This is a genomic window from Streptosporangium pseudovulgare, from assembly GCF_014648055.1.
Classification (GTDB): domain Bacteria; phylum Actinomycetota; class Actinomycetes; order Streptosporangiales; family Streptosporangiaceae; genus Streptosporangium; species Streptosporangium pseudovulgare.
The window spans coordinates 14,615-35,232 of sequence record NZ_BMQJ01000025.1 but is presented as its reverse complement, the minus strand read 5'-3'; the positions used below and the strand labels follow the sequence as shown (position 1 = coordinate 35,232).

19 protein-coding genes are annotated in these 20,618 nt (G+C 70.0%); 3 read left to right on the top strand and 16 right to left on the bottom strand.

Translation table 11 applies throughout. The features are described from left to right. Nucleotides 1-16: 16 nt before the first annotated feature. Nucleotides 17-973, top strand: a complete 957-nt coding sequence (locus tag IEZ10_RS33840; RefSeq protein ID WP_189250590.1) for a helix-turn-helix transcriptional regulator — start codon at nucleotides 17-19, stop codon at nucleotides 971-973. Between the two features lie 129 nt (nucleotides 974-1,102). Here the strand turns inward: IEZ10_RS33840 and IEZ10_RS33835 are convergent, their stop codons facing one another. Next, the gene (locus tag IEZ10_RS33835; protein ID WP_189250589.1) at nucleotides 1,103-2,185 is read right to left on the bottom strand and encodes a serine hydrolase domain-containing protein; all 1,083 of its coding nucleotides are present in this window, start codon (nucleotides 2,183-2,185) and stop codon (nucleotides 1,103-1,105) included. Between the two features lie 251 nt (nucleotides 2,186-2,436). On the opposite strand from IEZ10_RS33835, the gene IEZ10_RS33830 reads away from it, so the two are divergent. Further along, nucleotides 2,437-2,898 (top strand): hypothetical protein, encoded by a 462-nt coding sequence (locus IEZ10_RS33830; protein WP_189250588.1) that lies wholly within the window; start codon nucleotides 2,437-2,439, stop codon nucleotides 2,896-2,898. Nucleotides 2,899-2,956: 58 nt separating this feature from the next. Here the strand turns inward: IEZ10_RS33830 and IEZ10_RS33825 are convergent, their stop codons facing one another. Both IEZ10_RS33825 and msrA read right to left on the bottom strand, forming a co-directional pair. Then, nucleotides 2,957-3,310, bottom strand: coding sequence for a hypothetical protein (locus IEZ10_RS33825; protein WP_189250587.1), 354 nt, complete (start codon nucleotides 3,308-3,310; stop codon nucleotides 2,957-2,959). Further along, nucleotides 3,303-3,962 (bottom strand): peptide-methionine (S)-S-oxide reductase MsrA, encoded by a 660-nt coding sequence (gene msrA, locus IEZ10_RS33820; protein WP_189250586.1) that lies wholly within the window; start codon nucleotides 3,960-3,962, stop codon nucleotides 3,303-3,305. Before msrA ends, IEZ10_RS33825 begins: the two co-directional genes overlap by 8 nt. Before the next feature lie 166 nt (nucleotides 3,963-4,128). Here msrA and rarD point away from each other — a divergent pair, with 166 nt between their 5' ends. Further along, nucleotides 4,129-5,052, top strand: a complete 924-nt coding sequence (gene rarD / locus IEZ10_RS33815) for an EamA family transporter RarD (RefSeq protein ID WP_189250585.1) — start codon at nucleotides 4,129-4,131, stop codon at nucleotides 5,050-5,052. 39 nt (nucleotides 5,053-5,091) lie between these two features. Here rarD and IEZ10_RS33810 read toward each other — a convergent pair whose 3' ends face one another. The 13 genes from IEZ10_RS33810 to IEZ10_RS33750 form a co-directional block, all read right to left on the bottom strand. Further along, the gene (locus IEZ10_RS33810) at nucleotides 5,092-6,087 is read right to left on the bottom strand and encodes a polyprenyl synthetase family protein (protein WP_189250584.1); all 996 of its coding nucleotides are present in this window, start codon (nucleotides 6,085-6,087) and stop codon (nucleotides 5,092-5,094) included. A 14-nt stretch (nucleotides 6,088-6,101) separates the two neighbouring features. Then, nucleotides 6,102-7,652: an NADH-quinone oxidoreductase subunit NuoN gene (gene nuoN / locus IEZ10_RS33805; protein WP_189250583.1), complete on the bottom strand. Its 1,551-nt coding sequence runs from the start codon at nucleotides 7,650-7,652 to the stop codon at nucleotides 6,102-6,104. Next, nucleotides 7,649-9,178, bottom strand: coding sequence for an NADH-quinone oxidoreductase subunit M (locus IEZ10_RS33800; protein WP_189250582.1), 1,530 nt, complete (start codon nucleotides 9,176-9,178; stop codon nucleotides 7,649-7,651). The genes nuoN and IEZ10_RS33800 overlap by 4 nt, the downstream gene beginning before the upstream one ends. Next, nucleotides 9,178-11,046 carry an NADH-quinone oxidoreductase subunit L gene (gene nuoL, locus IEZ10_RS33795; RefSeq protein WP_189250639.1) on the bottom strand — a complete coding sequence of 623 codons (1,869 nt, stop codon included), beginning with the start codon at nucleotides 11,044-11,046 and terminating at the stop codon, nucleotides 9,178-9,180. The genes IEZ10_RS33800 and nuoL overlap by 1 nt, the downstream gene beginning before the upstream one ends. A gap of 70 nt (nucleotides 11,047-11,116) precedes the next feature. Then, a complete protein-coding gene (gene nuoK / locus IEZ10_RS33790) occupies nucleotides 11,117-11,413 on the bottom strand; it encodes an NADH-quinone oxidoreductase subunit NuoK (RefSeq protein WP_179820454.1) in 297 nt (98 codons plus the stop codon). After that, on the bottom strand, nucleotides 11,410-12,366 hold the full coding sequence (locus tag IEZ10_RS33785) for an NADH-quinone oxidoreductase subunit J (RefSeq protein WP_189250581.1): 957 nt from the start codon (nucleotides 12,364-12,366) through the stop codon (nucleotides 11,410-11,412). The genes nuoK and IEZ10_RS33785 overlap by 4 nt, the downstream gene beginning before the upstream one ends. Beyond that, the gene (gene nuoI, locus IEZ10_RS33780) at nucleotides 12,359-12,874 is read right to left on the bottom strand and encodes an NADH-quinone oxidoreductase subunit NuoI (RefSeq protein WP_179820459.1); all 516 of its coding nucleotides are present in this window, start codon (nucleotides 12,872-12,874) and stop codon (nucleotides 12,359-12,361) included. Before nuoI ends, IEZ10_RS33785 begins: the two co-directional genes overlap by 8 nt. Continuing rightward, the gene (gene nuoH / locus IEZ10_RS33775; protein ID WP_229811911.1) at nucleotides 12,861-14,198 is read right to left on the bottom strand and encodes an NADH-quinone oxidoreductase subunit NuoH; all 1,338 of its coding nucleotides are present in this window, start codon (nucleotides 14,196-14,198) and stop codon (nucleotides 12,861-12,863) included. The genes nuoI and nuoH overlap by 14 nt, the downstream gene beginning before the upstream one ends. After that, nucleotides 14,195-16,618 (bottom strand): NADH-quinone oxidoreductase subunit G, encoded by a 2,424-nt coding sequence (locus IEZ10_RS33770; protein WP_189250580.1) that lies wholly within the window; start codon nucleotides 16,616-16,618, stop codon nucleotides 14,195-14,197. The genes nuoH and IEZ10_RS33770 overlap by 4 nt, the downstream gene beginning before the upstream one ends. Then, nucleotides 16,615-17,901: an NADH-quinone oxidoreductase subunit NuoF gene (gene nuoF / locus IEZ10_RS33765; RefSeq protein WP_189250579.1), complete on the bottom strand. Its 1,287-nt coding sequence runs from the start codon at nucleotides 17,899-17,901 to the stop codon at nucleotides 16,615-16,617. Before nuoF ends, IEZ10_RS33770 begins: the two co-directional genes overlap by 4 nt. Continuing rightward, nucleotides 17,898-18,587, bottom strand: coding sequence for an NADH-quinone oxidoreductase subunit NuoE (nuoE, locus tag IEZ10_RS33760; RefSeq protein WP_189250578.1), 690 nt, complete (start codon nucleotides 18,585-18,587; stop codon nucleotides 17,898-17,900). The genes nuoF and nuoE overlap by 4 nt, the downstream gene beginning before the upstream one ends. Continuing rightward, a complete protein-coding gene (locus IEZ10_RS33755; protein ID WP_189250577.1) occupies nucleotides 18,584-19,912 on the bottom strand; it encodes an NADH-quinone oxidoreductase subunit D in 1,329 nt (442 codons plus the stop codon). The genes nuoE and IEZ10_RS33755 overlap by 4 nt, the downstream gene beginning before the upstream one ends. Continuing rightward, nucleotides 19,909-20,583 carry an NADH-quinone oxidoreductase subunit C gene (locus IEZ10_RS33750; RefSeq protein WP_189250576.1) on the bottom strand — a complete coding sequence of 225 codons (675 nt, stop codon included), beginning with the start codon at nucleotides 20,581-20,583 and terminating at the stop codon, nucleotides 19,909-19,911. Before IEZ10_RS33750 ends, IEZ10_RS33755 begins: the two co-directional genes overlap by 4 nt. Nucleotides 20,584-20,618: the final 35 nt, after the last annotated feature.

The following is a 20,618-nucleotide window of genomic DNA, read 5'->3' as shown; positions in this document are numbered from 1 at the left end:
TGGGCAGACTGGAACCATGGCGAACACGAGCTCACGCACCCTCCGGCTGCTGGCCCTCCTGCAGACCCACCGCCAATGGGCGGGCGCGGAGCTGGCCGATCGGCTCGACGTCTCCGAACGGACGCTTCGTCGTGACGTCGACCGGCTGCGGGAGCTGGGGTATCCGGTGCACGCCGCGCGCGGGACCGACGGCGGGTATCAGCTCGCGCCCGGCGCCGTGCTGCCGCCGCTGCTGCTCGACGAGGAGGAGGCGGTCGCGCTCGCCGTCGGCATGGGTGAGGCCGCGCGGAGCTCGATCACGGGCATGGAGGCGTCCGCGATCCGGGCTCTCACCAAGGTCGTCCAGGTCATGCCGCCCCGGCTGCGCCGCCGCGTGGACGTCCTGCGCGGGGCGACGGTCTCCGCGACCTCGGCGGAGCCGGTCGTCACGGTGGACGTGCTGACCACCGTCGCCCAGGCGTGCCGGGACGAGGAGCGGCTGCGCTTCTCCTACGCCGCACGGGGCCGCGAGCCCTCATCGCGCGAGGTCGAGCCGTACCGGCTGGTGACCCTCGGCCGCCGCTGGTATCTGGTCGCCTACGACCTGACCCGGCAGGACTGGCGCAGCTTCCGGCTCGACCGCCTGGCACAGGCGCAGGCGACGGGAGCACGTTTCCGCCCGCGCGACCTGCCCACGCAGGACGCGGCGGCGTTCGTCAGAGCGGCCGGCGGCGTGCCCGAGCCGTACACGGTCGAGGCGCTCGTGCACGCACCCGCCGCATGGGTACGCACGACGGTCGGTCAGTGGGGGACGGTCGAAGAAGCCGGCGAACGCAGTTGCCTGCTCAGGATGACCTCGGCCTCACTGGACTGGCCGGCCCAGGCGCTGGGCAACGTGGGCGCGGAGTTCGAGGTACTGGGCCCGCCGGAGTTCGTCACGTACATCCGCGAATGGGGCGAGCGCTTCGTCCGGGCCGCATCACCCAGATCATGAGGTGGCAGGCTTCCGTAACGACCGTCGTGGGAACGAGAAGCGACCGGGACGGCTCCGCAGAAGCATGGGCTGAGCGCGGCCGGCTTACGCTTCGAGACCGGCCACGGGCAGGAACCGCTGGGGTGTGGATCAGCGTGAGGGGCGGCAGAGCGCGGCGTCGAGGGCGGCGAAGAGATGCTTGTCGTCCTTCGGCGTGCCGGTGACGTAGACGGTCGCGGCCTTGCCCGCGCGGTTGCGCCCGCTCAGCACACGGGTGCCCGGCAGACCGCCGTCGTGCATCCATGCGGGGCCGCAGCTCAGCTGATAGGTGTACAGGCCAAGGCCGTAGCGGCTGCCCTTGGGGTCGGAGGCGGGCACCGGGTCGGCGAGCATCGTACGCAGCGTCGCCTCGGGGATGGACTGCCAGAAGCGGTTGAGGTCTTCCGGGGTGGAGATGAGGCCGCCGCCGGCGCCGAAGGCGTAGCCGGGCAGTCGGGTGGTGTCCGTCTCTCCGGACCGCGGGGAGGCGGGGTTGACGCCGTAGGTGTGCGCGTGCCGGTCGCGGACGCCGAGTTCGCCGTTCTTCGGCCAGTAGGTGCCGGGCAGGCCCTTCAGCACGCCGTCCTCGGTCACCTCGCGGAAGTCCTTGCCCGTCACCTTCTGGATCAGCATGCCGGCCACCAGATAGTTGGTGTTGGAGTAGAACCATCGCTCGCCCGGTTCGCCGACCATGGGGCGGGTCAGGGCGAGCGCGAGGTGATCAGCGGGAATGGCGGGCTTGGTCCAGTCGACCAGGTCGAAGTACTCCGGCAGGCCGCTGGTGTGCTTCAGCAGCTGACGGACGGTGACACGCGCACCGTGCAACGAGCCGGGCAGGTAGTGCTCGACCTGCTCATCCAGGTCCAGCTTGCCACCGTCGACCAGCCGCATCACCGCCGCCGCGATCACCGGTTTGGTGACGCTCGCCGCGCGGAACCGGCCGTCCCCGCCGACCATCGGCCTGCCGGTGCCACGCTGCGCGGTGCCGGAGGTCCACGTCGTCATACGGCCATCGCGGTCACGCACGGAAAGCACCGCACCGGCCATGCCGTCCTGCCTTGTCAGCCGGTCCACCTGCTGCTGGACGGTCTTACCACTGGAGACGGCGGCGCCGGCGGCCAAGGCCGGCGAGGCAGCGCCCAGGAGGATGGCGAAGGCCGTGCCGGCGGCCGCGGCGGCAAGAAGCTTACGCATCGAGAGAATCTCCTTGTACGTGAGGTGATGCCCCTATCGTTCAGCTCTCGCATTCGAAGATCAGTCATGCCGTCAGGGCTGTTCATGGTGGGGCCTGCACTACCGAGCCGGGGTCCGTCCGGTGAGCGGCTCCGCCGCGGATTCGCCGGTGACGAAACGTCCCGGGAGGCGCCACGCCGACAACCGCCTCCGGTTGGTCGTTCGGGAAATCCCCGCCTTCTGCCTTCTGCATTCAACGGAGTTTCGAAGCGATGCTCAAGCGCTGGAACGGCCTCCGGTTCCTCGGCCATCGGGGCTTCTACGGGGTGCCGCAGCCGGCGTCGGACGCGCGCCACCGGGTGCCGTTGCGGATCGATGCCCGGACGGTCCGGGTGATCGCCGATGGGGTGCTGATGTGCACCCGGCCGAGCCCGTTGACGCCCTCTCAGCGCGGCAGGCTGCACGGCGCCCGCCTGGCCCAGGGCGCCGACGGTGCCCTCGTCGGCCGCTTCCCTCAGGTGGAGCGGGTGGTGTCAGGCAACGGCACGCTCATGGTGGCCGGCTGCAAGGTCCAGGTGGGGCAGGTGCACCGCGGCAAGGTCGTCACCGTCGTCCTTGAACAGACCCGGCTGCGGGTGCTGTTCGAAGGTGAGGAGCTGTCGGTGCACCCACGAACGATCACCAAGGAGGTCAACCGGCTGCGAGCGAGCGGCCATATCGACTACAGGATCTAGGCCTGGTGGAAAGCATCACCCGACACCGATCCGTCAAGCATCAGTTGGAGCTTTACAGTCACTCTGTGTGATGTCCGCTCCGGATCACATAAGCCGCCGCGAGGTCACAAGCCAGTTTGACCTGAGCGTGAAGAAGGTCATCCTTCCGGACACCGAATACCTCAACGGAGATCACCGTGCCGCCCACAGCCTGGGCGAGCCTGACGTCCAACCGCGCCATCGCCCCGATCAGTGGGTGGTCATACCAGCGTTCGGCCTGCTCATCATCGGTGTCAGGCAACGCGGTACGGATGGCCTGCCAGTCGAGATCATCGAACTCATAACCAATGAGCGACGCGAGGATCTCGCAGAAGACCCTCGCGTTCTCCTCCCTGATCCACCCCTCATGGATCAGACCTGGCTCGTCAGGCATCGCCGGACGTCAGGCCCACCGGACAGGAGACCCCTGTGCCCCCGATCCCGCAGTAGCCGTTTTTGTTGCGGTGAAGGTACTGCTGGTGGTACTCCTCGGCGTAGAAGTAGTCGCCGGCCGGGGCGATCTCGGTGGTGATGTCGCCGTAGCCCGCGTCGGCGAGCACCTTCCGGTAGGCGTCGCGTGAGGCCAGGGCGGCCTTCTCCTGCTCGGGCGAGTGGAAGTAGATCGCCGAGCGGTACTGGGTGCCGACGTCGTTGCCCTGGCGCATGCCCTGGGTGGGGTCGTGGGCCTCCCAGAAGACGCGCAGCAGCTCCTCGTAGGAGATCCTGGCCGGGTCGAAGACCACGCGGACGACCTCGGCGTGACCGGTCTGCCCGGTGCAGACCTCCTCGTAGGTGGGGTTGGGGGTGTACCCGCCGGCGTAGCCGACGGAGGTGGACACCACGCCGGGGGTCTGCCAGAACTTCCGCTCGGCGCCCCAGAAGCAGCCGAGGCCGAAGTCGGCGATCTCGGCCCCCTCGGGGTACGGCGGAGCCAGCGGGGCGTCGAGGACCGCGTGGCGCGCGGGCACCGCCATCCTCGTGTCACGGCCCGGCAGCGCGTTCTCCGGGGACACCATGGAAGTCTTGTTGCCGAACAGCCAGCCCATGTGCCGACATCCTCCTCACCTGTCGCTCCAGGGGACCCGGGCGTCCTCACCTGTCGCTACAGGGTGAACCAGTGCGCGCACCCCGATGTTCCCGTAAGCGCCGCTTAACGATTAGCGAAGCATCGCTAATTTGTATTAAATGTGGTAAGCAGCGAAAATATAAAACATGCCTGAATCGCGCCGAGGAGTCCTGTACGGCATCGCCGCCTACGCCATGTGGGGCCTCTTCCCCCTGTACTGGCCGCTGCTGAAGCCGTCCGGCGCCCTGGAGATCCTCGCCCACCGCATGGTGTGGTCCCTGGTGGTCGTCGCCGCCATCCTGGTGGTCCGGCGGCACTGGTCGTGGTTCGGCGAGCTCCTGCGCACTCCCCGCAAGCTCGGCCTGCTCGTCCTGGCCGCGGCGGTCGTCACCGTGAACTGGGGCGTCTACATCTACGCGGTCAACACCGGCCACGTGGTCGAGAGCGCGCTCGGCTACTTCATCAACCCCCTGGTCAGCGTCCTGTTCGGCGTCTTCCTGCTCAAGGAGCGGCTGCGGCCGCTGCAGTGGGCGGCGGTCGGCATGGGCGCCCTGTCCGTCGTCGTCCTCACCGTCGACTACGGCAGGCTGCCGTGGATCGCGCTGGTCCTGGCCGCCAGCTTCGGCACCTACGGTCTCATCAAGAAGATCGCGGCGGTCGGGGCCGCGGAGAGCATGACCGTCGAGACGCTGGTGCTGCTGGTGCCCGCGTTCGCCTACCTGGTCTACCTGCAGGTCCAGGGTGAGGGCACCTTCGCGAACGCGGGCGCGGGCCACGCCTTCCTGCTGGCCGGCGCCGGCGTGATCACGGCCGTGCCGCTGCTCTGCTTCACCGCCGCCGCGATCCGGGTGCCGCTCACCACGATCGGCCTGCTGCAGTACATCGCCCCGGTGCTGCAGTTCCTGTGCGGGGTGTTCATCGCCCACGAGGCGATGCCGGCCAGCCGGTGGGCCGGGTTCGCCATCGTCTGGCTGGCCCTGTCGATCTTCACCTGGGACAGCCTCCGGGCCGCCCGCCAGGCGCGCCGCGTCGCGCTCCGTGACCTGGAGCCGGCGGGCACGCCCGGCTAGGAGGCGCCGTACCGGGGCTCCACCGGGGCCGCGGCCCGGTCAGCCCGAGCGCTCGACCACGTAGTCGCACAGCGCCAGATAGGCGGCGCGGGCCGGGATGTCCGGCAGGCCCGACAGGTCCTCGCGGGCCCGGTCGGCCCAGGCGACGAGCTCGGCGCGGGCCTGCTCCATGGCCGGGTTGGCGCGCAGCAGGCGCAGGGTCTCCTCGACGTCCTCCTCGGCCACCGGACCGGCCAGCAGCTCGCACAGCCGGGCGTCGGCGGGGTCGCCGGAGGCCAGGACATGCAGCACCGGCAGCGTCCGGACGCCCTCGCGCAGGTCGGTGCCGGGGGTCTTGCCGGACTCGGCCGACTCCGAGGCGACGTCGAGCAGGTCGTCGCCGAGCTGCCAGGCCACGCCGATGGCCTCGCAGGCCCGGGTCAGCCGCTCGACGACCTCCGGCGCGGCGCCGCTCAGCAGGGCGCCGAACCGGCCGGAGGTCGCGATGAGGGAGCCGGTCTTGTCGGCCAGGACGTTGATGTAGTGGGCGACCGCGTCCTCGCCGGGGCGGGGGCCGATGGTCTCGCGGATCTGCCCGCGCACCAGGCGGGAGAACGTCTGCGCCTGGATGCGGATGATGTCGGCGCCGAGGTCGGCGAGGATCTCCGACGCCTGGGCGAACAGGTAGTCGCCGGTCAGGATCGCCACGGTGTTGTCCCACCGGGCGTTGGCCGACGGGGAGCCCCGGCGCACCGGGGCCTCGTCCATGACGTCGTCGTGGTAGAGCGTCGCCAGGTGGGTCAGCTCGATGACCACCGCCCCCGGCACGACCCCGGGGGCGTCCGCGGCGCCGAACTGGGCGGCCAGCAGCACGAGCATCGCCCGGAACCGCTTGCCGCCGGCCTCGATGAGGTGTTTGGACGCCTCCGTCACGAAGGCGTCGTCGCTCTCCACCGAGGCCCGCAGCAGCTTCTCGACCTCTGCCAGCCCCGCTGTGAGGTCCTGCGCCAGCCGTTCGTCGATGAAAGGCAGATCAACAACCGGTGGCGCAGCCATGAAGCACTACTCCTCTAACGAATGAACAACGCGGACGCAGCCTGGTCCGCGAGATCGAGCACCGGCTGGGGGAAGACTCCCAGCACTACGGTAGCCGCTGCCGCGAGTGCGACCACAGCCGAGGTCCCCACAGTGGGGACGGCGATGCTCGGCCCGTCCGCCGCGGGGTCGTTGAAGAACATCAGCACGATCACCCGGACGTAGAAGAACGCGGCGATGGCCGAGCTCACCACACCGACCACGACCAGCGGCACCGCGCCGCCGGAGACCGCCGCCGCGAACACCGCGTACTTCCCGAAGAAACCGCTGGTCAGCGGGATGCCCGCGAAGGCCAGCAGGAAGAACGCGAAGACACCGGCCAGGAACGGCGACCGCTTGCCCAGGCCCGCCCAGCGGGACAGGTGACCGGCCTCGCCGCCCGCGTCGCGGACCATGGTGACCACCGCGAACGCGCCGACCGTGGTGAAGCCGTACGCGGCGAGGTAGAACAGGATGGCCGACAGGGCCTTGGCGTTCTGCGCGGCGGCGCCGGTGGCGATCACGCCGGTGAGCAGGAAGCCCGCGTGCGCGACCGAGGAGTAGGCGAGCATCCGCTTGATGTCGGTCTGGGTGATGGCCAGGATCGCGCCGACGACCATGGTCAGGATCGCGATGCCCCACATGACCGGCTGCCAGTTCCACTCCAGGCCGCCCAGGGCGACCCAGAAGACGCGCAGCACCGCGCCGAAGGCGGCCACCAGCACGGTGGAGGCCATCAGGGCGGTGACCGCGGTAGGCGCGCCCTGGTAGACGTCGGGCTTCCACGCCTGGAACGGCGCGGCGCCGATCTTGAACAGCAGGCCGACGCCGAGCATCGCGGTGCCGATCAGCAGCAGCGTCTCCTGGCCGGAGCCCGCGCCGAGCGCGTCACCGATGCCCCTGAGGCTCACCGTCCCGGTGTAGCCGTACACCAGGGCCATGCCGTACAGGAAGAAGGCCGAGGAGAACGCGCCCAGCAGGAAGTACTTGACCGACGCCTCCTGCGACAGCAGGCGGCGACGGCGGGCCAGGCCGCACAGCAGGTACAGCGGCAGCGACATGACCTCCAGGCCGACGAACATCGCCAGCAGGTCGTTGGCGGAGGAGAACAGCAGCATGCCGCCGACCGCGAACAGCAGCAGCGGGTAGACCTCGGTCTGCGCGTAGCCGCTGCGGACCGCCTCCTCCTCGTCGGAGCTGCCCGGTACGGCGGCCGCCTGCGCGACGAACTGCTCGTCGTCGTTGATCAGCAGCACGCTGACGAACGCGAGGATGAGGATGATGCCCCAGACGAACAGGGCCGGCCCGTCGACCGCGACCGCGCCCATGGCGGAGGCGCTGGTCGGCAGGCCGTTCGCCGCCCCGAGGATCGTGGTGGCGAACGCGCCGAGCAGCGCCAGCAGCGTCAGCGGCATGTGGATCGACTTGCGCAGATAACGAGGTGCGAACGCCTCGATCAGAACTCCGATGATCGCCGCGCCGAACACGATCAGCATCGGGGAGAGCAGCGCGTATTCGATCGTCGGAGCTTGGATGGTGCCGTTCACTGCCCGGCCCCCTTCTTCTCAGCGACGGCCGGGGTGAACGGGGTCACGTGAACGCTGGAGAGCGTCTTGTCCACCGCGGGATTGATCACGTCGAGCATCGGCTTGGGGAAGAAGCCGAAGACGATGAGGAGCGCGACCAGCGGGCCCACCACCCACCGCTCACGTGCGTTGAGGTCGGTGAAGCCCTTGACCGACTCGGCCGTCGGGCCGTTCATCGTCCGCTGGTACATCCACAGGATGTAGATCGCCGCCAGCACCACGCCGGAGGCGGCGATGATCGCCGCGACCTTGTAGCGCTCGTAGGAGCCCATGAGGACCATGAACTCGCTGACGAACGTCGACAGACCCGGCAGTGACAGGCCGGACAGGCCGGCGATCAGGAAGGTCCCGGCGAGCACCGGGGAGACCTTCTGCACGCCGCCGTAGTCGGCGATGCGGCTGGAACCCCGGCGGTAGATCAGGAACCCGGCGATCAGGAACAGCGCGCCGGTGGAGAACCCGTGGTTGACCATGTACAGCGTGGCGCCCGCGCCGGCGTCCTTCGTCATCGCGAAGACGCCCAGCGCGATGAAGCCGAAGTGCGAGATCGAGGTGTAGGCGATCAGGCGCTTCATGTCGGTCTGGCCGATGGCCACGATCGCGCCGTAGACGATGCCGACCACCGCCAGCACGATCACCAGCGGCGTGAAGAACTTCGACGCCTCCGGGAACAGCTCCAGGCAGAAGCGGAGCATGCCGTAGGTGCCGACCTTGTCCAGCACGCCGACCAGCAGCACGGCGGCGCCGGCCGGGGCCTGCGCCGCGGCGTCGGGCAGCCAGGTGTGGAACGGCCACAGCGGCGCCTTGACCGCGAAGGCGATGAAGAAGCCCAGGAAGAGCCACTTCTGGGTGCCCGGGTCCTGGATGGCCCCGATCAGCTCGGGGAACATGAAGGTGTTCTTCTCGGCGACCACGTAGAGGGCGATCACCGCGACCAGCATGAGCAGGCCGCCGAAGAGCGAGTAGAGCAGGAACTTCACGGCCGCGTAGGACCGCTGGACGCCGCCGTACGACCCGATCATGAAATACATCGGGATCAGCATGGCCTCGAAGAACACGTAGAAGAGGAAGACGTCGGTCGCCGCGAAGACGCCGATCATCATCGCCTCCAGCACCAGCAGCAGCGCGAAGTAGGTCCGCACCGACCGCTTGGGCGGGGCCGCGGCCCCGGTGCCGTCCGCGTCGTGCCAGGAGGCCAGGATCACGATCGGCACGAGCAGCGCCGACAGCGCGATCAGCACCAGCGCGATGCCGTCCACGCCGACGCCGTAGTGGACGCCGAACCGCGGGATCCACTGGTGGACCTCGGCGAACTGGAACCGCTCGGCCGAGGCGGGGTCGAACCGGGTCGCCATGACGACGGTGAGCGCCAGCACGACCAGCGAGACCGCCAGGGCGACCTGCTTGGCGAGCTTGTCGTTCTTGACAAGGGAGACACCCACCGCGCCCAGTACGGGCACGGCCATCAGGGTTGAGAGCCAGGGCATCACATGGTCCCTACGTAGAGCAGCGCGCCAACGACCACGGCGGCACCGAAGAGGATGGACAACGCGTAGGACCGGACGTAGCCGGTCTGGATGCGGCGCACCCGCCCGGAGGTCCCGCCGATGCCCGCGGCCAGCCCGTTGACCAGGCCGTCGATGCCGCGGTTGTCGAAGAACACCGCGATCCGGGTCAGCCACTGGCCGGGGCGCATGAACAGCGCCTCGTTCAGGGCGTCGCCGTACAGGTCGCGGCGAGCGAAGACGGTGAGGAAGGAGCCGCGCGGGGCGACCTCGGGCACCTCGGCGGCGCCGTACCGGAACCAGGCGAACGCGGCGCCGATCGCGACCAGCGCGAGCGTGGCCAGGCCGACCGTGCCGACGCCGAAGATGTGCGGCTCGGGCAGCTCCGCCGGCAGGCCGACGGCCGGGGCGAGGAACTTCATGAACCGGTTGCCGAGGATCAGGTAGGCGCCCAGGCCGATCGAGCCGATGGACAGCAGGACCAGCGGGACGGTCATGACCGACGGCGACTCGTGCGGGTGGGCGTCGTCGGCCCAGCGCCGCTTGCCGAAGAAGGTCATGAAGACCATCCGCGACATGTAGAAGCCGGTCAGGCCGGCACCGAGCACGGCGAGCCAGCCGAGGATCTCGTTGTGCTCCATGGCCGTCTCGATGATGCCCTCCTTGGTGTAGTAACCGGAGAGCAGCGGGAAGCCGATGATCGCGAGGTAACCGATGAAGAAGGTGACCGCGGTGATCTTCATCACCGCGAACAGGCCGCCGTAGCGGCGCATGTTGACCTCGTCGTTCATCGCGTGCATGACCGAACCCGCGCCGAGGAACATGTTGGCCTTGAAGAAGCCGTGCGTGATCAGGTGCGCGATGGCGAAGGCGTAGCCGACCGGGCCGAGGCCCGCGCCGAGCATCATGTAGCCGATCTGCGACATCGTCGAACCGGCCAGGCCCTTCTTGATGTCGTCCTTGGCGCAACCGATGATCGCACCGGCGAGCAGCGTGGCCACGCCGACGATGGTCACGACGAGCTGCGCGGTCGGGGCGGCCTCGAAGAACGCGCCGGACCGGACGACCAGGTAGACGCCGGCGGTGACCATGGTCGCGGCGTGGATGAGGGCCGAGACCGGGGTCGGGCCCTCCATCGCGTCGAGCAGCCAGGACTGCAGCGGCAGCTGCGCCGACTTGCCGCAGGCGCCGAGGAGCAGCAGCAGGCCGATCGCGGTGACCGTGCCCTGGGACAGGCTGCCGCCGGCCATCGCGTCCTGTACGGCACCGGCGCCGAGGTTCTTGTAGGCGAACGAGCCGAAGACCGACCAGATCGTGAACAACGCGATCAGCAGCCCGAAGTCGCCGACGCGGTTGACGATGAACGCCTTCTTCGCGGCGGTCGCCGCGGTGGGCTTGAACTGCCAGAACCCGATCAGCAGGTAGGACGCCAGACCCACGCCCTCCCAGCCGACGAACAGGCCGAGGTAGTTGTCCGACAGCACCAGCAGCAGCATCGCCGCGACGAACAGGTTCAGGTAGGAGAAGAACCTGCGCCGGTCGGGGTCGTGCGACATGTAGCCGATCGAGTAGATGTGGATCAGCGAACCCACACCGGTGATCAGCAGCGCGAAGCTGATCGACAGCGGGTCGATCAGCAGCCCCATGTCGGCGACGCCGGGGATGAACTCGTACAGGCCGACCGCCTGGCGGCGCTCCCCGGCGGGCAGGCCGAGCAGCTCGACGAAGGCCGCGACGGCCACCACGAAGGCGGCCAGCGACATCACCACGCCGAGGAGGTGACCCCAGCGGTCGGTGCGGCGGCCGCCCAGCAGGAGGACCGCGGCGCCGAGCAGCGGCAGCGCGATCATCAGCCAGGAGACCCCGATCACCCCACCGGAGTGCTGGAAGATCTCAACGGGAGATTGCACCGGCCACCTCTTAGTACTTCAGCAGGTTCGCGTCGTCCACCGACGCCGACCTGCGGGTTCGGAAGATCATCACGATGATGGCAAGGCCGACCACGACCTCGGCCGCGGCCACCACCATCACGAAGAACGCGATGAGCTGACCGTCAAGGTTTCCGTGCTGCCGGGCGAAGGTCACGAACGCGAGGTTGCAGGCGTTGAGCATGAGCTCCACGCACATGAACACCACGATCGCGTTGCGCCGGATCAGCACGCCGACGGCGCCGATCGCGAACAGCAGCGCGGAGAGCACCAGGTAGTGGGTGGTCACTGGCCTTCCTCTCGTTGAGCCGCTTCCCGGTCGTGTCCGGCGACGGCGGAGTCGCGCTCGGCGACGCCGTCCTCGGCCGGGGCGCCCTGGGCGGCCGCGGGACTCTCGACGGCGGGGTTGCGCTCGGCGACGCTCTCCTCGACCCGGAAGCCCTCGCCCGCCGCGGCCTCACCGGCCGCCTCGTCGGGCTCGCCGGCCTTCTCCTTGCCGATGACCTGGCGGATGAGCGCGGCCTTCTCGGGATCGGTGGGCCGGATGCCGTCCTCCAGATCGTGCCGGGCCAGCACCCGGTTGATCGACTTGACCGCCACCGAGCCGTCGGGCAGCAGGGCCGGCATGTCGATGGCGTTGTGCCGGGCGTAGGTGCCGGGGCCGGGCAGCGGCGACGGCTGCGGCCCGGCGAACCGGGCGCGGGCCAGGTCGCGCTGGGTGGCCTTGGGCCGGACCCGCTCGCGGTGGGCCAGGACCATGGCGCCGAGCGCGGCGGTGATCAGCAGCGCCGAGGTGACCTCGAAGGCGAAGACGTACCGGGTGAAGATGAGCTGGGCCAGCGCCGGGACGTTGCCGCCCGCCTCCTTCACCGCGCCCTCGACGCCGACCGCCGGGCTGAACGCGGCGTTGCCGACGCCCAGGGCGAGCAGGAGCACGAAGGCCAGGCCCGCGATCGCGGCCCAGAAGCGCTGCCCCCTGATCGTCTCGACCAGCGAGTCGGCGGAGTCGACGCCGACGAGCATGAGCACGAACAGGAAGAGCATCATGACCGCGCCGGTGTAGACGACGATCTGCACCGCGGCGAGGAACGGGGCGTCCTGGACGGCGTAGAGCACCGCGAGGGACAGCATGACGACGCCCAGCATCAGGGCCGAGTAGACGGCCCTGCGGCTGAAGACGAGGCCGAGGGCGGCGGAGACCGAGACCACGGCCAGCACCCAGAACGTGACGGTCTCACCCATTGTTGCGTCCCAGCCGGTAGTAGTCCTCTTCGGTCTCGCCCAGGCGCATGGGGTGCGGCGGAGTCTCCATCCCCGGTCCGAGCGGCGCGAGGAGCATCTCCTTGGTGTAGATGAGGCTCTCGCGGCTGGAGTCGGCGAGCTCGTACTCGTTCGTCATGGTCAACGCGCGGGTCGGGCAGGCCTCGATGCACAGGCCGCACAGGATGCACCGCAGGTAGTTGATCTGGTAGACGCGCCCGTAGCGCTCACCCGGCGAGTAGCGCTCCTCGTCGGTGTTGTCGCCACCCTCGACGTAGATCGCGTCCGCCGGGCAGGCCCAGGCGCACAGCTCACAGCCGACGCACTTCTCCAGGCCGTCGGGCCAGCGGTTGAGCTGGTGCCGGCCGTGGAACCGCGGAGCCGTGGGCCGCTTCTCCTCGGGGTAGTTGACCGTTTCGACCTTCTTGAACATCGTGTGGAAGGTCACGCCGAACCCCTTGACGGGGTTCAGCCAATCAGTTGCTCCCACTGGAAACCTCCTTGCGCGCCACCCCGTGGTAGTGCGGCAGGTCGAGCGGCGGCACGGGGAAGCCGCCCGCGGCGGGCTCGGCGCCGAGTTCCTCGAACTCGGCCTGGACCTGGGCCTCCCGCTCCTCCTTGCGCCGCTGCATGACGCTGTCGAAGCGCCACCAGATGAGGGCGCAGCCGACGAGCACCACGATGCCCAGCGCGTACACGAGCGTCCGGTCGGTGCCGGTCAGGCGGAACGCCTTGGCGGTGGCGATCAGCAGGATCCAGGCGAGGTTGACCGGGATGAGGATCTTCCATCCCAGGGCCATGAGCTGGTCGTAGCGGACTCGCGGCAGCGAGGCGCGGCACCAGATGAAGAAGGCGAAGACCAGCACCATCTTCGCGAAGAACCACAGCAGCGGCCACCAGCCGCTGTTCGCGCCGTCCCACAGGGAGATCGGCCACGGGGCGCGCCAGCCGCCCATGAAGAGGGTGATCGACATGGCCGAGACGACGAACACGTTGACGTACTCGGCGAGCATGATGACCGCGAACTTCAGCGAGTTGGAGTACTCCGTCTGGAAGCCGCCGACCAGCTCGCCCTCGCCCTCGGGAAGGTCGAAGGGCACCCGGTTGGTCTCGCCCAGCATCGTGATGACGTAGATGACGAAGGACGGGAACAGGGTGATCATGTACCACGACGGCATCGGCACGCCGAAGATCTCGTTGCCGCCGGCCTGCGCGCCGACGATCTCGGAGGTGGACAGCGTCCCGGCGTACAGGAACACGCCGACGAACGACAGGCCCATCGCGATCTCGTAGGACACCACCTGGGCGCTGGCCCGCAGGCCGCCCAGCATCGCGTACGGCGAGCGCGACCCCCAGCCGGCGAGCACGATGCCGTACACGCCGACCGAGGCCATCGCCAGCACCAGCAGCACCGCGACCGGCAGGTCGGTGAGCTGCAGCGGCGTCTCGACGCCGAACATGGAGACCTTCGGGCCCATCGGGACGACCGAGAAGGCCAGGAACGCCGGGACCGCCAGGACCACCGGGGCGATGAAGTAGATCACCTTGTCGACGGTCCGGGGCATCAGGTCTTCCTTGAGACCCATCTTCAGGCCGTCGGCCACCGACTGCAGGAGACCGAACTTGCCGGCCCGGTTGGGGCCGTAGCGGTTCTGCATGCGGGAGATCAGCTTGCGCTCGAACCACACGCCGAACAGCACGCCCAGCATCAGGACGATGAAGATGACGACGGCCTTGATGATGCTGATCCAGAGCGGGTCATGGCCGAAGTCGGCGAGGGTCGGATCGGCCGCCGCCAGCAGGGTAGTCCTCACGAGACACTCCCGATCTTTACGGTGTCACCGGCGACGGCGCCCAGGTCTCGGGTCACCGAGCGGCCGGCGGAGTTCGACGGCAGCCACACGACCCCGTCGGGCAGGTCGGCGATCCGCACCGGGACGCTCAGCGAGCCCCGCTCGCCGGTGACGACGATCTTGTCGCCGTCGGAGACCCCCGACGCGGCCGCGGTGGCCGCCGACACCAGCGCCGCGGCCTCACGGGCGGTGCCCGCGAGGTACGGCTCGCCGTCCTGCAGGCGCCCGTCGTCGAGCAGCAGGTGCCAGGTGGCGAGGGTCGCCTCGCCCGGCCGCAGGGCCGGGACCGGGCGGCCGGCGATGTCCGGGGCGGCGGCCCGGGGACCGCGCCAGGCGCCGATCGAGCCGAGCTCGCGGCGGGCGGCGGCCGGGTCGGGCAGGCCGAGGTGGACGTCCATGTGGTCGGCGATCGCGGTCAGGGCCCGCAGGTCGCTCATCACCCCGGGCACCCGGAGCGCCTGGTCGAACGTGCGGCCGCGCCCCTCCCAGTTGACGAACGTTCCGGACTTCTCGGCCGTCGCGGCGATCGGCAGCACCACGTCCGCGCGGTCGGTGACGGCGCTGGCCCGCTGCTCCAGGCTCACGATGAACGGGGTGTTCTCCAGGGCCGCCAGCGCGGCCTCGGGGTCGGCCAGGTCGTAGGGGTCGACGCCGGCCACGATGAGCGCGTCCAGCTCGCCGTCCAGCGCCGCGCCCAGGATGCCGGAGGTGTCGCGGCCGGGGGTGTCCGGCAGCGAGGTGACGTTCCAGACCCGGGCCACCTCGGCGCGGGCCGTCTTGTCGGCGACCGGGCGGCCGATCGGCAGCAGGTTCGGCAGCGCGCCCGCCTCGACGGCGCCGCGCTCACCGGCCCGGCGCGGCACCCAGGCCAGCCGGGCGCCGGTCGCGTCGGCCAGCCGTACCAGCGCCGAGAGCGCGCCGGACGAGGTGGCGAGCCGCTCGCCGGCGAGGATGACCGCGCCCGGCCTGCGGAGAGCCTCGGCGGCCGGCGAGCCTCCGGAGATCAGCTCGTCCAGGGCCTCGGCCTCGGCGCCGGGCAGCGTGCGCAGCAGCGTGCCGCCCATCTTGGCCAGGCCGGGGCTCGCGAACGGGGCGATCGAGAAGACCGGCAGGCCCTTCTTGCGCCAGGCCTTGCGCAGCCGCAGGAAGACGATCGGCGACTCCTCCTCGGGCTCGAAGCCCGCGAGGAGCACGGCCGGGGCCGCCTCCAGGTCGGAGTAGCGGACCTCGATGCCCTTGCCGGCGACGGCGTGCGCGAGGAACAGCGTCTCCTCCGTCGACAGGGGGCGGGAGCGGAAGTCGATGTCGTTGGTGCCGAGCGCGGTCCGGGCGAACTTGGAGTAGGCGTAGGCCTCCTCGACCGTGACCCGGCCGCCGACGAGCACGCCGGCGCGGCCGCGGGCGGCGGCCAGCCCGGCGGCGGCGACGGCGAGCGCCTCCGGCCAGGAGGCCGGGACCAGGCGGCCCTCCTCGTCACGGACCAGCGGGGTCTTCAGCCGGTCGGCCGCGGTGGTGTAGGTGAACGCCCAGCGGCCCTTGTCGCAGTTCCACTCCTCGTTGACCTCCGGGTCGTCCCCGGCGAGGCGGCGGGTGACCTTGCCGCGGCGGTGGTCGGTGCGCAGCGAGCAGCCGCTGGCGCAGTGCTCGCACGCGCTGGGCGTGGAGACCAGGTCGAACGGCCGGGCCTGGAAGCGGTAGGCGGCGCCGGTCAGCGCGCCCACCGGGCAGATCTGCACGGTGTTGCCGGAGAAGTAGGACTCGAACGGCTGCCCGTCGGCGGCGCCGACCTGCTCCTTGGCCCCGCGCTCGAAGAAGTCGATGAGCGGGTCGCCGGCGATCTCGTCGGAGAAGCGGATGCAGCGGGCGCACTGGACGCACCGCTCGCGGTCGAGCAGCACCTCGGTGGACAGCGCGACCGGCTTGGGGAAGGTCCGCTTGGCCTCGGTGAAGCGGCTCTCGCCCTGCCCGTTGGACATCGCCTGGTTCTGCAGGGGGCACTCGCCGCCCTTGTCGCAGACCGGGCAGTCCAGCGGGTGGTTCATCAGCAGCAGCTCCATGACGCCGCGCTGCGCCTTCTCCGCCACCGGGGAGGTGAGCTGGGTCTGCACCACCATGCCCGGGGCCACCTCGATGGCGCAGGACGGCTGCGGCTTGGGGAAGCCGCGGCCGTTGCCGGCGTCGGTGATGTCCACCAGGCACTGGCGGCAGTTGGCGGCCGGCTCCAGCAGCGGGTGGTCGCAGAACCGCGGGATCTGGATGCCGAGCAGCTCCGCCGCCCGGATGATCATCGTCCCCTTGGGGACGCTGACCTGGAAGCCGTCGATCGTGAGGGTCACCAGGTCTACCGGCGCCTGGGCCGGGGTGGTCGCTTCGACTGTCATGCGGTCCCCCACACCGTGGACGGAGCGTGATCGAACGGGCAGCCGCCGATCTCGAAGTGCTTGAGGTACTCGTCGCGGAAGAGCTTCACCGACGAGTGGATGGGGCTGGTGGCCCCGTCGCCCAGGGCGCAGAAGGAGCGGCCCAGGATGTTGTCGGCGATGTCGGTGATCGTGGTCAGGTCCTCCTCGCTGCCCTGACCCTTCTCCAGCCGCTTGAGCACCTGCTTGAGCCAGTAGGTGCCCTCCCGGCAGGGGGTGCACTTGCCGCAGGACTCGTGCGCGTAGAACTCGGTCCACCGCAGTACGGCGCGCACCACGCAGGTGGTCTCGTCGAAGATCTGCAGGGCCCGGGTGCCGAGCATGGAGCCCTTGGCGCCGACCGACTCGAAGTCGAGCGGCACGTCCAGGTGCTCGTCGGTGAAGATCGGGGTGCTCGACCCGCCGGGGGTCCAGAACTTCAGCCGGTGGCCCGCGCGGATCCCGCCGGCCATGTCGAGCAGCTCGCGCAGCGTGATGCCGAGCGGCGCCTCGTACTGGCCGGGGCGGGTGACGTGCCCGCTGAGGGAGAAGATGCCGAAGCCCTTGGACTTCTCTGTGCCCATCGAGGCGAACCACTCGGCGCCGTTGGCGATGATCGAGGGAACACTCGCCACCGACTCCACGTTGTTCACAACAGTCGGCGAGGCGTACAGGCCCGCCACGGCGGGGAAGGGGGGCTTGAGCCGAGGTTGGCCGCGATAGCCCTCCAGCGAGTCGAGCAGCGCCGTCTCCTCGCCGCAGATGTAGGCGCCCGCCCCGCTGTGGACGACCAGCTCCAGGTCGAAGCCGGAGCCGAAGATGTTCTTGCCGAGCAGGCCCCGCTCGTACGCCTCGGCCACGGCCGCCCGCAGGCGGCGGATGACGTGCAGCACCTCGCCGCGCACGTAGATGAACGCGTGGCTGGCGCGGATCGCGTAGGAGGTGATGATGACGCCCTCGACGAGCGAGTGCGGGTTGGCCATCATCAGCGGGATGTCCTTGCAGGTCCCGGGCTCGGACTCGTCGGCGTTGACCACCAGGTAGTGCGGCTTGCCGTCGCCCTGCGGGATGAATCCCCACTTCATGCCGGTGGGGAAGCCCGCGCCTCCACGCCCGCGCAGACCGGAGTCCTTGACCGCCTGGATGACGGCGTCGGGGTCCATGGTCAGCGCCTTGCGGGCGGCGGCGTAGTCGCCGTACCCGTCGAGGGTGAAGGAGTCGGGTCGGTCCCAGTTCGCGGTCAGGACCGGGGTGAGAGTGGTCATGGTGCCTCGGGCGCCTTCCATCCGTTGGCCTTGGCGACCTTCAGGCCCTCCAGCGAGGCGCCGGCGGCCGAGGGGCCCTCACCGGCCAGGCCGTCGGACAGCCCGGCGAGCACCCGGGACGCCTCCTTGAAGGTGCACAGCCTCTTCGGGCCGCGGGTCGGCGTGACGTCCTTGCCGTCCCTCAGGTCGTCGACGAGCTGCTTGGCCGAGTCCGGGGTCTGGTTGTCGAAGAACTCCCAGTTGACCATCATCACCGGGGCGAAGTCGCAGGCGGCGTTGCACTCCAGCCGCTCCAGCGAGACCTTCCCGTCCGGGGTGGTCTCGTCGTGACCCACCCCGACGTGCTCGGACAGCTCGTCCCAGATCTGGTCGCCGCCCATGACGGCGCACAGCGTGTTGATGCACACGCCGACGTGATACTCGCCCATCGGCCTGCGCTTGTACATCGTGTAGAAGGTCGAGACGCCCACGACCTCGGCCTTGCTCAGGCCGAGCATCTCGGCGCAGAACTCGTGGCCGGCGTCGGAGACGTAGCCGTCCTCCGACTGCACCAGGTGCAGCAGCGGCAGCAGGGCCGAGCGCGGCTTCGGGTAGCGGCCGATGATCTCCTTGGCGTCCCGTTCCAGACGCTCGCGGACCTCCGGCGGATAGGTCGCGCCCACGACGGCGCCCTCCTCATGGCTCATCGGTCCACACCTCCCATAACCGGGTCGATGGAAGCGACCGCGGAGATCACGTCGGCCACCATGCCGCCCTCGCAGGTGGCGGGGACGGCCTGCAGGTTCGTGAAGGACGGGTCGCGGAAGTGCACGCGGTAGGGGCGGGTGCCGCCGTCGCTGACGACGTGCGCGCCCAGTTCGCCGCGGGGCGACTCGACCGAGGCGTAGGCCTGACCCGCCGGGACCCGGAAGCCCTCGGTCACCAGCTTGAAGTGGTGGATCAGCGCCTCCATCGAGCCGCTCATGATGTGCGCGATGTGGTCGGGCGAGTTGCCGTAGCCGTCGGGGCCGAGCGCGAGCTGCGCGGGCCAGCCGATCTTCTTGTCGTCCACCATCACGCGGTCGCCCTTGAGCGGTCCGGCCAGCCGGTCGAGGGCCTGCTCAATGATCTTGAGCGACTCCTCCATCTCGGCCACCCGCACGAGGTAGCGGCCGTAGACGTCGGCGCTGCGCTCGGTCGGCACGTCGAACTCGTAGGTCTCGTAGCCGCAGTAGGGCTGCGTCTTGCGCAGGTCCCACGGCAGGCCCGCGGCCCGCAGCATCGGCCCGGTGACGCCCAGGGCCATGCAGCCGGTGAGGTCGAGGTAGGCGACGTCCTTGGTGCGGGCGAGGTAGACCGGGTTGGCGTCGAGCATCTTGCGGAAGTCGCGGATGCGGCCCGGCATGACCTTGAGCAGCTCGCCGACCTTGTCCACGGCGCCGGCCGGCAGGTCGGCGGCGACGCCGCCGGGCCGGACGTAGGCCATGTTCATCCGCAGGCCGGTGATGTACTCCATCAGGTCGAGCACCATCTCGCGCTCGCGGGACCCGAAGAGGAACGGCGTGGTCGCGCCCAGCTCCATGCCGAAGGTGCCGATGGCCACCATGTGCGAGGAGATGCGGGTGAGCTCCATCATCATCACGCGGATGGCCTGGGCCCGCTCGGGGACCCGGTCGGTGATGCCGAGCAGCTTCTCCACGCCCATGCAGTAGGCGGTCTCGTTGAAGATCGGCGCGAGGTAGTCCATCCGGGTGACGAACGTGGTGCCCTGGGTCCACGTCCGGTACTCGAGATTCTTCTCGATGCCGGTGTGCAGGTAGCCGATGACCGTGCGGGCCTCGGTGACCGTCTCGCCGTCGAGGTTCAGCACCAGGCGGAGCACGCCGTGCGTGGACGGGTGCTGCGGGCCCATGTTGACGACGAGCTGCTGGTCCTGCTGGCCGCTGAGGGAGTCGACCAGCTCCGACCAGTCGTTGCCGGAGACGGTGTACACCCTGCCCTCGGTGACCTCTTCGTCGTGGGGGGCACTCATTGGTAGGACCTCCTCTGGTCCGGTGCCGGGATCTCGGCGCCGCGGTACTCCACCGGGATGCCGCCGAGCGGGTAGTCCTTGCGCTGGGGGTGGCCGTCCCAGTCGTCGGGCATCATGATGCGGGTCAGCGCCGGGTGGCCGTCGAAGACGATCCCGAAGAAGTCCCACGTCTCACGCTCGTGCCAGTCGTGGGTCGGGTAGACCGAGACCGTGGACGGGATGTGCGGGTCGGCGTCGGGGCAGGAGATCTCCAGGCGCAGCCGCCGGTTGTGCGTGATCGAGCACAGGTGGATCACCGCGCGCAGCTCCGCACCCTCCAGGTGCGGGTAGTGCACGCCGGAGACGCCGAGCGACAGCTCGAAGCGCAGCGCCGGGTCGTCGCGCAGCGTCCGGGCGACCTTCGGCAGGTGCTCGCGCCGGACGTGGAGGGTCAGCTCGCCGCGGTCGACGACCACGCGCTCGATCGCGTCGCCGAAGTCCGCGCCGAGCGCGCGCTCCAGCTCGTCGGCGATGGTGTCGAAGTAGCCGCCGTAGGGGCGCGGGGTGGCCAGCTCGGGCTTGCGCCGCACGACCAGCCGGCCGTACCCGGAGGTGTCGCCGGTGCCGGTGGCGCCGAACATGCCCGTGCGGGCGATCGGCTCCTCCGGGATCTCGGGGAGGTTGTCAGTCATCGGTCGCCTTACCGCTCCTCGTCCGCCGTGCGCGG